Origin of the sequence: Bacillus sp. SH5-2, assembly GCF_008368905.1 — a bacterium.
Lineage (GTDB): Bacteria > Bacillota > Bacilli > Bacillales > Bacillaceae_G > Bacillus_A > Bacillus_A luti.
The window spans coordinates 84,301-98,863 of the sequence record NZ_QOSD01000007.1; the positions used below are offsets into that span (position 1 = coordinate 84,301).

The 14,563-nt window shown below is 36.2% G+C and carries 18 protein-coding genes; 9 read left to right on the top strand and 9 right to left on the bottom strand.

Going from position 1 to position 14,563, the window contains the following annotated elements; all coding sequences use genetic code 11:
• The first annotated feature begins 138 nt into the window (after positions 1-138).
• Positions 139-1,617, top strand: coding sequence for a sodium/proline symporter PutP (gene putP / locus DN410_RS06765; protein WP_149175918.1), 1,479 nt, complete (start codon positions 139-141; stop codon positions 1,615-1,617).
• Positions 1,618-1,934: 317 nt separating this feature from the next.
• A complete protein-coding gene (locus tag DN410_RS06770) occupies positions 1,935-2,333 on the top strand; it encodes an Ig-like domain-containing protein (protein ID WP_149175919.1) in 399 nt (132 codons plus the stop codon).
• Between the two features lie 24 nt (positions 2,334-2,357).
• On the opposite strand, the gene DN410_RS06775 is transcribed toward DN410_RS06770, so the two are convergent.
• The gene (locus DN410_RS06775; RefSeq protein WP_149175920.1) at positions 2,358-2,753 is read right to left on the bottom strand and encodes a PH domain-containing protein; all 396 of its coding nucleotides are present in this window, start codon (positions 2,751-2,753) and stop codon (positions 2,358-2,360) included.
• Positions 2,754-2,835: 82 nt separating this feature from the next.
• A complete protein-coding gene (locus DN410_RS06780) occupies positions 2,836-3,747 on the bottom strand; it encodes a DMT family transporter (RefSeq protein WP_149175921.1) in 912 nt (303 codons plus the stop codon).
• A 202-nt stretch (positions 3,748-3,949) separates the two neighbouring features.
• Between DN410_RS06780 and DN410_RS06785 the strand changes: the two genes are divergently transcribed.
• The 6 genes from DN410_RS06785 to exsF all read left to right on the top strand — a co-directional run bounded on the left by DN410_RS06785 (position 3,950) and on the right by exsF (position 9,151).
• Positions 3,950-4,681, top strand: coding sequence for an alpha/beta hydrolase (locus DN410_RS06785; protein WP_149175922.1), 732 nt, complete (start codon positions 3,950-3,952; stop codon positions 4,679-4,681).
• Between the two features lie 92 nt (positions 4,682-4,773).
• The gene (locus tag DN410_RS06790; protein ID WP_149175923.1) at positions 4,774-5,292 is read left to right on the top strand and encodes a YjcG family protein; all 519 of its coding nucleotides are present in this window, start codon (positions 4,774-4,776) and stop codon (positions 5,290-5,292) included.
• 1 nt (position 5,293) lies between these two features.
• The gene (locus DN410_RS06795; RefSeq protein ID WP_149175924.1) at positions 5,294-5,716 is read left to right on the top strand and encodes a GNAT family N-acetyltransferase; all 423 of its coding nucleotides are present in this window, start codon (positions 5,294-5,296) and stop codon (positions 5,714-5,716) included.
• 99 nt (positions 5,717-5,815) lie between these two features.
• Positions 5,816-7,882, top strand: a complete 2,067-nt coding sequence (locus DN410_RS06800; RefSeq protein ID WP_149175925.1) for an ATP-dependent helicase — start codon at positions 5,816-5,818, stop codon at positions 7,880-7,882.
• A 141-nt stretch (positions 7,883-8,023) separates the two neighbouring features.
• Entirely contained in the window at positions 8,024-8,491 is a 468-nt protein-coding gene (locus tag DN410_RS06805; RefSeq protein WP_149175926.1) for a CotY/CotZ family spore coat protein, read from the top strand.
• Positions 8,492-8,644: 153 nt separating this feature from the next.
• A complete protein-coding gene (gene exsF, locus DN410_RS06810; protein ID WP_149175927.1) occupies positions 8,645-9,151 on the top strand; it encodes an exosporium protein ExsF in 507 nt (168 codons plus the stop codon).
• A 75-nt stretch (positions 9,152-9,226) separates the two neighbouring features.
• Here exsF and DN410_RS06815 read toward each other — a convergent pair whose 3' ends face one another.
• Together DN410_RS06815 and DN410_RS06820 are read right to left on the bottom strand one after the other, a co-directional pair.
• A complete protein-coding gene (locus DN410_RS06815; RefSeq protein ID WP_149175928.1) occupies positions 9,227-9,400 on the bottom strand; it encodes a cytochrome C oxidase subunit III in 174 nt (57 codons plus the stop codon).
• Between the two features lie 98 nt (positions 9,401-9,498).
• Positions 9,499-9,858: a DUF1360 domain-containing protein gene (locus DN410_RS06820; RefSeq protein WP_149175929.1), complete on the bottom strand. Its 360-nt coding sequence runs from the start codon at positions 9,856-9,858 to the stop codon at positions 9,499-9,501.
• 116 nt (positions 9,859-9,974) lie between these two features.
• On the opposite strand from DN410_RS06820, the gene DN410_RS06825 reads away from it, so the two are divergent.
• Entirely contained in the window at positions 9,975-10,430 is a 456-nt protein-coding gene (locus DN410_RS06825; RefSeq protein ID WP_149175930.1) for a CotY/CotZ family spore coat protein, read from the top strand.
• Between the two features lie 56 nt (positions 10,431-10,486).
• On the opposite strand, the gene DN410_RS06830 is transcribed toward DN410_RS06825, so the two are convergent.
• The 5 genes from DN410_RS06830 to rfbC form a co-directional block, all read right to left on the bottom strand.
• The gene (locus tag DN410_RS06830) at positions 10,487-11,011 is read right to left on the bottom strand and encodes a CotO family spore coat protein (protein WP_149175931.1); all 525 of its coding nucleotides are present in this window, start codon (positions 11,009-11,011) and stop codon (positions 10,487-10,489) included.
• A 268-nt stretch (positions 11,012-11,279) separates the two neighbouring features.
• Positions 11,280-12,050 carry an enoyl-ACP reductase FabI gene (gene fabI / locus DN410_RS06835; RefSeq protein ID WP_000421885.1) on the bottom strand — a complete coding sequence of 257 codons (771 nt, stop codon included), beginning with the start codon at positions 12,048-12,050 and terminating at the stop codon, positions 11,280-11,282.
• A 108-nt stretch (positions 12,051-12,158) separates the two neighbouring features.
• Positions 12,159-13,013 carry a dTDP-4-dehydrorhamnose reductase gene (gene rfbD, locus DN410_RS06840; RefSeq protein ID WP_149175932.1) on the bottom strand — a complete coding sequence of 285 codons (855 nt, stop codon included), beginning with the start codon at positions 13,011-13,013 and terminating at the stop codon, positions 12,159-12,161.
• An 11-nt stretch (positions 13,014-13,024) separates the two neighbouring features.
• A complete protein-coding gene (gene rfbB, locus DN410_RS06845; protein ID WP_149175933.1) occupies positions 13,025-13,996 on the bottom strand; it encodes a dTDP-glucose 4,6-dehydratase in 972 nt (323 codons plus the stop codon).
• 15 nt (positions 13,997-14,011) lie between these two features.
• Positions 14,012-14,557: a dTDP-4-dehydrorhamnose 3,5-epimerase gene (rfbC, locus tag DN410_RS06850; RefSeq protein WP_149175934.1), complete on the bottom strand. Its 546-nt coding sequence runs from the start codon at positions 14,555-14,557 to the stop codon at positions 14,012-14,014.
• Positions 14,558-14,563 lie beyond the last annotated feature (6 nt).

The following is a 14,563-nucleotide window of genomic DNA, read 5'->3' on the forward strand; positions in this document are numbered from 1 at the left end:
TTAAAAAAGTAAAATGACTTCAAAAAACGCTTACATTTCTGAAAATTCATATTTCTGTATGGATTTTTCAGAATAATCATGATAGATTATAAATATGCATAACGCATCAAAAGACATGACAAAAGGAAGGGGAACTACATGAGTACGCAGATGTTAACTTTAACTTCTATCTCTATTTACATGCTCGGGATGTTAGTAATCGGCTATTTCGCCTACAAACGAACATCCAACTTAACAGATTATATGCTTGGCGGGCGTACACTAGGCCCCGCAGTAACAGCATTAAGTGCTGGAGCATCAGATATGAGTGGCTGGCTTTTAATGGGATTACCCGGTGCAATGTTTAGCGTTGGATTAAGTAGCAGTTGGATTGCAATCGGCCTAACACTAGGCGCATACGCAAACTGGCTTTATGTTGCTCCTCGCTTACGTACCTACTCTGAAATTGCTAATAACTCTATTACTATCCCAGAATTTTTGGAACACCGTTTCCACGACAAATCTCACATGCTACGCTTAGTATCTGGACTTGTTATTATGATTTTCTTTACTTTCTATGTAGCTTCAGGACTAGTTTCAGGCGCTGTATTATTTGAAAATTCATTTGGTATGAACTATCATGTTGGATTATTCATTGTTGCAGGCGTTGTTGTCGCTTACACATTATTTGGTGGTTTCTTAGCAGTAAGTTGGACAGACTTCGTGCAAGGAATCATTATGGTTGTTGCTCTTATTCTTGTTCCTATCGTAACAATTATGAATTCGAACGGACTTGGACCTGCATTTGATACAATTCGTTCTGTAGATCCAACACGTTTAGATATTTTTAAAGGTGCCTCTACTTTAGGAATGATTTCCTTATTCGCATGGGGCCTTGGTTATGTTGGACAACCTCATATTATCGTACGCTTTATGGCAATTTCATCTGTAAAAGAACTGAAAAGCGCACGAAGAATTGGTATGAGCTGGATGATTTTCTCTGTTGTCGGAGCTATGTTTACTGGTCTTATCGGTATTGCTTACTATTCACAACAAGAGTTAACTTTATCTAATCCAGAGACTATTTTCCTTGAACTTGGAAAAATTTTATTCCACCCACTTATTACTGGATTTTTATTAGCAGCTATTTTAGCAGCGATTATGAGTACAATCTCATCTCAGTTACTCGTTACTTCTAGTGCCGTAACTGAAGACTTATATCGTACTTTCTTTAAACGTTCTGCTTCTGATAAAGAGCTTGTATTTGTCGGTCGTATGGCTGTACTTGTTATTGCATTAGTTGGGTGCGCATTAGCGTTTAAACAAAATGATACGATTTTAGCTCTTGTTGGATACGCTTGGGCTGGATTTGGTTCTTCATTCGGGCCTGCTATTTTATTAAGCTTATATTGGAAACGTATGACGAAGTGGGGCGCACTTGCTGGTATGATTTCTGGTGCCGCTACTGTTATTGTATGGACCCAGTTTAAATTCTTAACAAACTTCTTATATGAAATGATTCCTGGTTTTTCTATTAGTTTAATAGCAATCATAATTGTTAGTTTACTAACACAGCCTTCAAAAGAAGTTGAAGAGCAATTTGAGAATTTCGAAAAACAACATAGTCATAATCTATAAAGGAAAAACTCTGCTGTTATCGTATCAGCAGAGTTTTCTTTTTATCCCGCATTAACGTGCAGTAAGACCCCCCACCTCAAAATTCAGGGAAAGCAAAGAAGTTAGGTGGGGGATGAACTGCACGTAAAAGCCCGATTGGTGAGGGCTAATAATCAGTGGGGGATGAACAAAACCCCCACTGATTAAAGTTTCACTTTATCAAAGTTCGACAATCTTCTGCTCGAATTTAACAATTTCTTTATGTTTCGTTAAATTAAACGTAACACTACTCCTTTATAGTAGTACTATCAGCACTTATACAGAAAGGGGACTCCAACATGTTAGCAGCTTTCCAGCAACAACAAACACGAAAATTTTCACCTATCACCAATACTTCTGCGTCTTGTTTGAACATACAACCTAATCCACCTAAAATTTCAATTGCTCCTTCTGTTATTTCAGTCATCGGTGTTCATATGGAAAAAAATAAATTAAAAGTACGAACGGGACAAAGCACTGAGTTATCCGCTTCTGTTTTGCCAGTACAAGCAACCAATAACGAACTTATTTGGACAAATATGAATGCTGATGTTATCACACTGTATCCAAAAGGTGATACGGTAACGATTACTGGAAAAAGTGCAGGAAGAGCAGTCGTAATTGTTACAACTGCTGAAGGAAAATTTCGCGACCTATGTGTCATTCATGTACAACCTTATATGACAAATCCAAAATAAAAGAGTGGCTTCGTAGCCACTCTTTTACTTGATTTCAATGTGTGGATTTTTACTTTTAACGAGATTGATGAATTGCTCTTTACCTTTAGGAGAAATAATCTCTGTTTGATGTGCGCCGTAAACAATTTCAAGTCGATCAAATGATAGAGCATAAGCTGCTATTGGATTTTTCGTATTTGAAATTTGTTTTATATCTCGTATAAATATGCTCTTTTTAACGAAACCCGATCTAATAGTAATTGTTTCTTCCCCGACAATATATTTTGTCGAGAACCAACTCCAACTAAACAGGATAGCTAATGGAATTGTAAAAAATAAAAGGAAATATTCTCTCCCTGCAAATATAGGAGCAAAACAAGCACCAATGACAACGAAAAAAATTGGATATAGCCATACATCTTTTTTAGATGAAAATTCCATTCCTCTCCCCCTCTCCCTTCTTCACCTACATTCCTATAAAACAAAAAGAGAAGCATCACAACTTCTCTTTTCTCCCCTAACTTTATAATTCCTGTGTATACACAGGTTCGTTCACCACATCTTTTGCTGTTCGTTTTTGTTGCTGTAGTAAGAAAACAGATACACCAAACAATACGAGCATGCTACCGATAATTTGCATTGCATTTAATTTCTCTCCAAGCAAGAAGAACGCTAATATAGATGCCCCAACTGGTTCTCCTAAAATACTCATTGAAATCGTTGTTGCATTCACATAATTCAACAACCAGTTATTAATTACATGTGACACTGTCGGTACGACCGCTAGTAAAAGAAAAACAGTCCAGTCCCACTTCGTATAACCTGTAAAAGGCACTTGCAGCACGATATTATAAATTCCCATGAAAATACCTGCGAATGCAAAGACTGTAAAGCTATAAATCCAATGTGATACTTTTTTTACTGTCGTTTGACCAATAAATAAATAACCAACCACCGCTATTACACTTAAAAAGGATAATATATCCCCATAAATCGCTTGTTCACTTAGCCCTAAATCTCCCCACCCAATACACATTACGCCTAGTATCGCAATTCCCATTGTCGCAATGGCTGAGTATGTCGTTCTTTCTTTAAATAAGAAAAAACCTCCAACTAAAGATACGATCGGTTGAAGTGCTAAGATAATCGTCGAACTAGCAACTGTTGTATGCTTTAAAGATTCAAACCATAAAAGAAAATGAAGCGCTAAAAAGAATCCAGATCCAATTAAAAATCCCCAATCTTTTATTTGAATCTTATGAAACTCTTCCCGTTTTTTCCAAACGATTGGCAGCATAATAAGTACGATAATCCATAAACGATACATACTTAAAATAGACGATGGTGCTGAGGACATCTTTACAAAAACTGCTGCGAATGAAATGGCTATAATGGAAATTGCCAATGGTAGTGCGATCGATCTTTCTTGTTTCAAATCCTGTCTCCCCTCTCACCTGTAAAAATCCCACTTCATTATATCCGTTTTCTTTCCTAACTTAAATACTAATTTTTTAGATTCTTCGTACCATTATGGTAAAATAGAAACGAAAGCACCTATTAGTGAATTTATCTTTCTTTTTCACTACAAGCGTCGCTCTTACAATCGTTACAGCAAATTTTTATTTAGGGGGATCTACATGAATCAAACAATAGGGAGAATCGAAGAAATTTCATTTTATAGCACATCACTTCAAGAAGATGTGACGCTTCTCGTTTACTTACCAGTAAATTACACACCACTGCACAAACATACAGTTGTAATTGCACAAGATGGCAGAGATTATTTTCAGCTTGGTAAAGCACACCGTGTAATTGAAAGTCTTCGTGAAACTGAAGACATTGACCGTACAATTATTGTCGGTATTCCATATAAAAATGTACACGATCGTAAAGAAAAATATTTCCCAAATGAAGTGAAAAATGCTGCGTATATTCGCTTCCTTGCTCATGAACTTGCACCATATATTGATGAAAATTATCCAACATATCAAATGGGAAAAGGGCGTGTTTTAATCGGGGATTCTCTTGGCGGAACAGTTTCCTTTATGACCGCACTTATGTATCCGCATACATTTGGTAAAGTCGTTATGCAATCACCATTTGTTGATGAAACAGTGATGAACTTAGCAAAAGAATTCAAAGATCCACAGGCGTTAGAACTTTATCACGTCATTGGGACAGAAGAAACAGCTGTAAAGCGCACGGATGGACAAGTATCTGATTTCGTAGAACCGAACCGTAATTTAAATGCTCTTCTTACAGATAGAAATTTCATCACGCATTACGAAGAATTTGAAGGTAATCATACTTGGAAGTATTGGCAAGCTGATTTACCGAAAGCCTTCTCTCATATTCTATCAATGAAATAATAGAGAGCAGTATTCAGAATAATTTGATATAATAGATAAAGAGATTTATTTTCTCAAAATCTAACTAGACTTACAAAGGGAGGAATTGGAACATGAAATTAGGCATTGTAATTTTTCCATCTAAAATGATTCAAGATAAAGCGAACGGATTGCGTAAGCGTTATGATCCGCACTACGCATTAGTTCCGCCACATATTACATTGAAAACACCCTTTGAAACGCAAGAGGATCAACTAGAATCGATTGTAAGCGAGTTACATACAATCGCAAGTAAAACGAACCCTTTCACCCTTCATGTTGGAAAAGTCGGTTCATTCGCACCTGTTAATAATGTGCTTTATTTTAAAGTAGAAAAAACACCTGAACTTACTTTCTTAAATGAAGAAATGCATAATGGTTTCTTTACACAAGAACGCGAATACGCTTTCGTACCACATTTAACAATTGGACAAGGCTTATCAGATGCAGAGCATGCTGATGTATTAGGTCGATTACGTATGAAAGATTTCTATTATGAGCAACCTATCGACCGTTTCCATCTTCTATATCAATTAGAAAATGGAACGTGGACTGTACATGAAACATTCCACCTTGGAAAGGGGAACAACTAATTTGCACGCACAAATCGTACAAACAGATGAACAACTAAGAGATGCATTCTCTGTACGTAAGCAAGTATTTGTGAACGAACAACGTGTTTCTGCTGAAGAGGAGTACGATGAGTTTGAAGAAACTTCCACACACGTTGTTATATATGATAATGATGTTCCAGTTGGCGCTGGCCGCTTTCGCACCGTTGATGGAATAGGAAAGATGGAGCGCATTTGCGTACTAAGTTCTCATCGCAAAAAAGGCATTGGAAAAATTGTTATGGATGCACTTGAAATACATGCGAAGGAAAACTCGCTACCAAAATTGAAACTTCATGCCCAAACACATGCGGAAGATTTCTATACAAAGCTTGGATACGTAACGACTTCTGATGTATTTTTGGAAGCAAATATACCGCACGTCGTAATGATAAAAGAATTGTAATTTGAAAACAGGAGGTATCCCCTCCTGTTTTTTACATTGCTATTTTCTTTTTCTTCCGCTAAAGTTAAATGTTGATGCTATAGTTTTGAAGGTGAATATATGACACAAGAAAAATTTTCACAAAAATCGTTAACACACGCTGACATTCCGCGAGCAACGTATCATATTCCGAAAACATCTACTCATTTAATTATGGAAGAAGATGCAGATGCGGCTTATTTCCGTGCTCTCGAACAGCAAAACGTTTATTTAAACGAAAAACAATTAGAAGCAGTACGAACAACAGAAGGTCCTGTCCTTACATTAGCTGGTGCTGGAAGCGGGAAAACATCCGTTTTAACAACTCGCGTAGGTTATTTAGTGAATGTAAAACAAGTTCATCCGCGAAATATTTTACTACTAACGTTTACACAAAAAGCAGCTGAAGAAATTCGAACTCGCGTAGCGAACTTACCTGGTATGAACCATGCTGCAAGTAGCTATGTTGTCGCTGGTACGTTCCACTCTGTCTTTTTAAAATTGCTTCGTAGCCAAGGATATAATCAGCAAATTTTAGCAAATGAAAAACATAAACAAATTATGATAAAGAAAATTTTAAAAGAACTACGCTTGAAAGACGATTACGATGCGGAAACGATGCTCGCTATGATTTCACTTGAGAAAAACAAATTGAATCGTCCGAAAGATGTAAAAGCGAAGACACCAGTCGAGCAAGAATTTAAAGAAGTATATGAACGTTTTGAAGAAGTAAAACAGCGATACAATTATATCGATTTCGATGATATCTTATTAGAAACATATTATATGCTAGAAAATAACGCTCCTTTGCTTACTCAATTACAACAACGATTCCACTATATTGAAGTAGATGAGTTCCAAGATACATCGTATGCACAATATGAAATTGTAAAATTGTTAGCCACGCCTAGAAATAATTTATTTATCGCTGGTGATGATGATCAAGCTATATATGGCTGGCGAGGAGCAAGTCACCAAATCATCTTATCTTTTCCTAAAGAATTCGATAATACAACAATCATCGCACTTAATACGAATTATCGATCCAATCCATTTATCGTCGGACTTGGAAATGAGGTTATCAAACTCAATCAAGAACGTTTTGATAAAGAGCTATACTCTGTCCGTGAAGAAGGTGTACAACCATTTTACGCACGACCTGCTACGACTCTTGATGAAGCAAATCAAATTTTGCAGCTCATTCAAGAAAAAGTGGATAGCGGCGAACGTAACTTCAAAGATTTTTGTTTACTATATCGCACACACTCTGTAAGCCGTTCATTACTAGACCAGCTTACAATTCATAAAATCCCGTTTATTAAACACGGGGCGAGTCAATCATTTTACGAACATTCTTTAATTAAGCCTGTATTAGATCATTTAAGGCTGGTGGTTGAACCGTTTCGATTAGAATCACTTTCAAATATATTACCAACGATGTATATCGGACGTGATGATTGCGTTTCATTTATTGAACGTGAACAATGGAAATATGGTGAGGGTCGTTTTCCTTCTCTTCTTCATTTCTTATTATTAAATCCGAGCTTAAAACCTTTTCAAGTGAAAAAGGTAAATGAGCGTATCGATTTTATTAAATTTATAAAAGAATTAGAACCGAAAAAAGCATTAAAAGAAATTATTCATGGTAAAGGAAAGTACTTAGAGTACTTACAAAGTAACGATCGTTCTTCCTTTACGATGCATAAAGATATACAAGAAGAAATGTTAGAAGAATTAATGGAGTCTGCAACTCGTTTCACCGATATTACATCTTACTTACAATTTATTGATGAGGCGATTCAAGGTCAAAAAGAAATGGAAGCATTAAAAACAATGCCACAAAAAGATGCCGTTTCGCTTATGTCAATTCATAACGCAAAAGGTCTTGAATTTCCATGCGTCTTTTTACTTGGAGCGAGCGACGGGATTCTGCCCCATACTTCTTCTTTAAAAGATGCAAATGATCGCGTTACGGATACTTCTGAAGCTTTAGAAGAAGAACGCCGACTGCTTTATGTTGCAATTACGCGTGCAAAAGAAGAACTTTACATTTCCTCTCCGCAATTTTTCAGAGGAAAGAAATTAGATATATCTCGTTTTTTATATACAGTGCGAAAAGATTTACCTGAAAAGACATCCACTACATAAGGATGTCTTTTTTATATCGAGTTATGTACATCCCCACTACATAAATTCCCTGTTTTTATCATACGAATTAACGTAATATCAATCATATCCCATTCATATTGTAATAGTGTATGTCAGAACTCACGATAAGGAGTGAACATAATGAGCTGCAATTGTAATGAAGATCATCATCACCATGATTGTGATTTCAACTGTGTATCTAATGTCGTTCGTTTTATACATGAACTACAAGAATGTGCAACTACAACATGCGGATCTGGTTGCGAAGTTCCATTTTTAGGAGCACATAATAGCGCATCGGTAGCGAATACACGTCCTTTTATTTTATACACAAAAGCTGGAACACTTTTTGAAGCATTTGCGCCTTCAGGAAGCCTTACTAATTGTACCTCTCCTATTTTCCGCGTTGAAAGCATAGATGATGATGACTGTGCTGTATTACGTGTACTAACCGTAACTATCGGCGGAGATCCTGTACCACCTGGCGATGATCCAATTTGCACATTTTTAAATTTGCCAAATGCGACTTTACGAACAACAACGACTTGCCTTACTGTTGATTTAAGCTGCTTCTGCGCTATTCAATGCTTACGTGATGTTTCTATTTAAAAGTAAATAATGATTTAAGCATGGACTGGGTAGCAGAAATTCTGTCACCCAATCCATACTTAAAAGGCACCAACGTATTTTTTCATAAATTTAGGAACTTTTAACTTGTCCCTTACATTAACTGATAGTAGGAGCAATAAAGGAGTGAAAAACATGTACTCTTCTGATGATTGTAAATTTAAAAAGATCGATTGCAATGCAAAAGCCGCTATTACATTACCAGCTTTCGGCTTTGCATTCAACGCTACTGCCCCTCAATTCGCATCCTTATTCACCCCACTACTATTACCTAGTACAAGCCCAAACCCAGATCTCACTGTTCCAGTAATAAATGATACAGTCAGCACCGGATATGGAATTAAAATCCAAAGAACTGGCATTTATCAAATCAGCTATACTTTATCAATATCTTTAAATGATCCTAATGTTACACCCGAAGCGGCTCGTTTCTTCTTATCATTAAATACACCCCAGAATATTATCCCTGGATCTGGTACAGCAGTACGCTCTAACGTTATTGGGGCCGGTGGAGTAGAAGTTTCTAGCGGGATTATTCTTATTAACTTAACCTCTGGTAATTTCATTCAAATCGTACCCGTTGAATTACAAGGTAGTATCGATATTCGTGCTGCGGCATTAACAGTCGTACAAATTGGTTAACTAAAAGTGGTATTTCTTATTTAAGATACCACTTTTAGCTATTAAATGAAAAACACTCACAGTAACATGAGTGTTTCATTCTTCATAGTGTTTTATTACATTTTTCTTCTTTCCGCAATTACATCCCTTTTTCTTCACAAAGCCTTGTTGCTGTAATTGTTCTTGATGTGTCTGTTGCTGTTGCTGTAGGTAGTACCACTGCTGAAGATCATATGAATTTGGCCTTGGATTATTGCTCACAGCAAACATCTCCTCTACTGTCAATTCTGTCTATTTACTATATGAACAACTACTTATTTCCGTTCCCTCATTCTTTTAAACTCCGCTTTTTTTAACATAAAAATTTATTATTCTTCCATAAAGTGGCCTGTAATTGTTTCAATAATCGCCGCTGCTCCTGCAATAGCTAATAATGCAAGTAGCGGCTCCGCGACGATAGGTATCCAATTATATAAGACTAATAAAAAAGCACTAACCCATACACCTGTACACCAATAACAACTTAATAATTCTCCAATCCACTTCCTGATTCCTTCTCCTTTCACCTTCGTATAAGTTGATACACTTCCGTCAGATTCCGTAATTTCTAATTCTTCAATAAACGGCCTTCGCAAAAAGCCTGTAATTTTGTCATAAACGATAAGGCGTGTTAATCGAAAAGCAGCTAGCGCAAAAATAAAAAATAAAAGCCAGCTCGTAAATAACATAATTCCACCTTCCTCTAGCCTATTTAAAAAAAAAGGTCTTGAGACTGTGACCAAATCTCCTCTACTTCAATATCTTATTAATGTAAATACAAACAAGAAGATAAGGAGTGACATTAATGAGTTGTAACGAAAATAAACATCACGGCTCTTCTCACTGCGTAGCTGACGTTGTAAAATTCATCAATGAATTACAAGATTGTTCTACCACAACATGTGGATCTGGTTGCGAAATTCCATTTTTAGGAGCACACAGCAGTTCATCAGTAGCAAATACACGTCCTTTTATTTTATACAAAAAAAATGGAGATGTTTTTGAAGCCTTTGCACCATCAGGAAGTCTTACTAGCTGTAGATCTCCGATTTTCCGTGTCGAGAGCGTAGATGATGATAGCTGTGCTGTATTACGTGTATTAACTGTAACTATCGGCGGAGATCCTGTTCCACCTGGTGACGATCCAATTTGTACGTTTTTAAATTTACCAAATGCAACTTTACGCGGTACAAATACTTGCATTACTGTTGATTTAAGCTGTTTCTGTGCTATTCAGTGCTTACGAGACGTTACTATCTAATAAGTAAACTAAAAAACTATTGGGGTGGTAGAATCTATCTACCACCTTTACATAATTTAAAAAACAGCCATATCAATTGATTTTATCTCTTCTATAGATACTCGAATATCTCTCATACTATTTGGTGGCATAATTGATACAACACCATTTCGATATGAAATAATAGATCCAACATATGAGACTGTCGCTGTTTTTATTCTACATCTTACTTTCGGAATGTAATGAGGGCGGTTTAATAAGAAATGAATTTTCTCTTCATTGTTCATATCTTTAAATGATTTATTATGTGGTACTGTCGTCACTTGCTTTCGTTGTTCCTCAACTTCTATTTGTTCCACTTCCTCTTGTTTCTCTGTGTTCTCAATTTCTTTTTGTTCTATCTTTTCTTCCACCGCACTACTTACACTTGCTTGCGCTCTATCCCCTCTCACCTGCCTATTATCATTTTCAAAGTTTGTAAGGAGAATTCTTTTTATTTTTGGTGTATCAAGTTCTAAATTTACTTGCGTTATATATAGCAACGGTTTTCCAACTGTTGAGCTTTTATTTCTATTCTCCACACTCGTCCCTCCCACTTCCATAAAGTGAATCTTTCATCAACGAGGAATTTTCCCTTATTTAATTATTAATTGAACAAATTTGGCTAACGTCCACCAAAATTCTTTACACTTACTAAATCTAAAGGGAAAAACCTGATTATCCTCTACTGTTGAATAAATCGTGTACTATTATAGTTATATTCATCCTAACGCAATAACTTTCGTTAAAATTCTTTCTTTCTCTAAAACATCAAAAGGGCAGTCTCACTATATAGAGACTGCCCTTAAAAATTTATAATCGATATCATATTTATCCTAAAATATGATATCCTGAATCAACATGAATATTCTCACCTGTTACTCCGCGTGCTAAATCACTGAATAAGAATACTGCTGTATCCCCAACTTCTTCTGGAGTTGTTGTGCGACGAAGTGGTGCGCGCTCCTCGATTTCTCTTAAAATTGAGTTAAAGTCGCCTACACCTTTTGCAGATAATGTACGAATTGGTCCTGCAGAAATAGCGTTAACGCGAATGCCATGTTGGCCTAAATCGTTCGCTAAATATTTCACGCTCGCTTCTAATGAAGCCTTCGCAACACCCATAACGTTATAGTTTTTCACAACGCGCTCGCCGCCAAGGTATGTTAAAGTTAAAATATTTCCGCCCTCTGTCATTACTTTCTTCGCTTCTCTTGCTACAGCTGTTAAAGAGAATGCACTAATATTTTGTGCAAGTAAAAATCCATCGCGAGAAGTATCTACAAATTCACCTTTTAAGTCGTCACGATTTGCAAAAGCAATACAATGTGCTACACCGTGAATAGTACCTACTTCTTGCTTAATCGTTTCAAAGCAAGCTGTAAGTTCTTCATCATTCGTTACATCACAAGGTAATACAAGTGATTCTTGTCCTTCTAATGTGTCTGCTAATTCACGAACATTTCTTTCTAAACGTTCTCCAGCATATGTGAATATTAATTTTGCGCCTGCATTATGCAAAGAGCGAGCAATTCCCCATGCAATACTTCTTTGGTTCGCAACGCCCATAACAACAAATGTTTTCCCTTGTAATAGTTCCATGATATATCCTCCCAGAAATACTTATACTTGTTATTAGTACCTGATACTATAATTATAGTACCATAAAACCTCTTAAAGGCAAACAAAAAAGTCATTAACATAAATTTGCTAATGACTTTTTGTTTCTATAAAAAACCGTTCTAATCCTTCTTCCCAGGAAGGCATTTGTAAAAAACCATTTAATCGTAGCATGTTATGTTGAAAAACGGAATATTTCGGTCTTGCAGCTGCCGATCCAAATTCTTCGGTTGAAACAGGTAATACTTTCACCTTACTGTTTGTATGTGAAAATATTTTTTGAGCAAATTCAAACCAAGAACACGAACCTCTATTTGATACATGATACGTACCGTATAAAGAAGTATGAATAAGTTTATTAATAATAACATTTAAATCCGCCACATACGTGGGAGAGCCAATTTGATCCGATACAACTGTTATTTCTTCTCTTTCTTTTCCTAATCGTATCATCGTTTTCACAAAATTATTACCATATTTACCATACAACCAAGATGTACGGATGATAAAATATTTATTATGTAGCTCTTTGACGAACTGCTCCCCCGCATACTTAGAAGCTCCGTATATATTTATTGGCGCTGGATTATGAAATTCATGATAGCCATCTGGTCTGTCGCCTTGAAATACATAATCGGTACTAATATACACTAACTTAGCCCCTACTAGTTGCGAGGCAATTGCTACATTTCGAGCTCCTATTGCATTTATTCTATACGCAAGATCCTGTTCTTTCTCAGCATGATCTACTTTCGTGTATGCTGCACAATGAATAATTATATGTGGATGTATTTCTTGTACCACTTGCTGAATTCGGGATATATTTGTTATATCTAGTAGCCTTTTATCAAATGGATATATGTCATATACTTCAGGATTTAACTCTTCTTGTAGTTGCTTTCCTAATTGACCATTTGCTCCTGTTATGATAACCCGCTCTTTCATTTACATGCCCCTTACTGATCTTTTAGTGGTTTCCACCATTCCTTATTCTTTTCATACCATTGCACCGTTTCTTGTAATCCTTGTTCGAACGTATACTTCGGTTCCCAATCAAATTCATTCTTCATTTTCTCTGCATCAATCGCATAACGGCGGTCGTGCCCTAAACGGTCTTTCACATATTCAATATCTTTTTTCGTTTTTCCTAAGAGAATAATAATTTGTTCCACAACTTCTACATTTGTTTTTTCATTATTTCCACCTACATTATATACTTCTCCTACACGTCCCTTATGCAAAACAATATCAATTGCACTACAATGATCTGTTACATGTAACCAATCTCTTATATTTAACCCATCACCATATAACGGTAGTTTCTTTCCTTCCAGCGCATTTGTAACCATTAATGGAATTAACTTTTCAGGATATTGATATGGTCCATAGTTGTTAGAACAGCGTGTCACTATGACTGGTACTTGATATGTTTTATAGTAAGATAAAGCTATCATGTCAGCGCTCGCTTTACTTGAAGAATATGGACTATTTGGAGCTAACGGGGTTTCCTCAGTAAACTTTCCTGTTTTCCCTAAAGAACCGTATACTTCATCCGTTGATACTTGCACCAGCTTAATATGCGGATATTTTTTCACTAATTCTAATAAAGTGACTGTCCCGATTACATTCGTATCATAAAATGGGATCGGGTTTTCAATGCTACGGTCCACATGTGATTCGGCTGCGAAATTTACAATCACTTGAACATCTCGCTCTTTTATAACATGCTCTAACAGCTCTCCATTTTGAATTTCCCCTTTTACAAAAGAGTAATTAGGGTGACCTTGAAGAGACTTCACGTTATTTAAATTCCCGCTATATGTTAATGCATCGTAATTAATGATTTTATATGTTTCATAGCTTTGTAACATGTAATGAACAAAGTTACTTCCAATAAATCCAGCCCCACCTGTTACTAATATATTCATAAACAACGCTCCTACTTAAAAACTATCTTCATATTCCTGAAGTGATGGTAATACTTGATCCTTATCAGACAAAATAGGATTTGTCACCGGCCATGGAATTGCTAATTCTTTATCTTCCCAAAGCAATCCCGAATCATGCTCTGCGCTATAATACTCATCTACTTTATACATAACGATAGTATGCGGAACAAGCGTACAAAACCCATGAGCAAATCCTTTTGGCACTAACAATTGCCTATGATTATCCGCACTTAAAATGTATCCTTTCCACTGTTTAAACGTAGGTGAATCTTTTCGTAAATCTACGATAACGTCATAAATTGCTCCTTGCATAACTTGAATAAGTTTCGTTTGTGCTTTCGGATTTTTTTGAAAGTGTAATCCCCGAATCGTTCCCGCCCTAGTGGAATACGATACATTATCCTGTACAAATGAATACGCAATACCTAATGTTTCTAGCACCTTCTTATTATAACTTTCTGTAAAAAAGCCACGCTCATCCTCAAATAATCTCGGTTCTAACAATTTCACATCGGTAAAGTTCGTTTCTACAACTCTCATATTCTC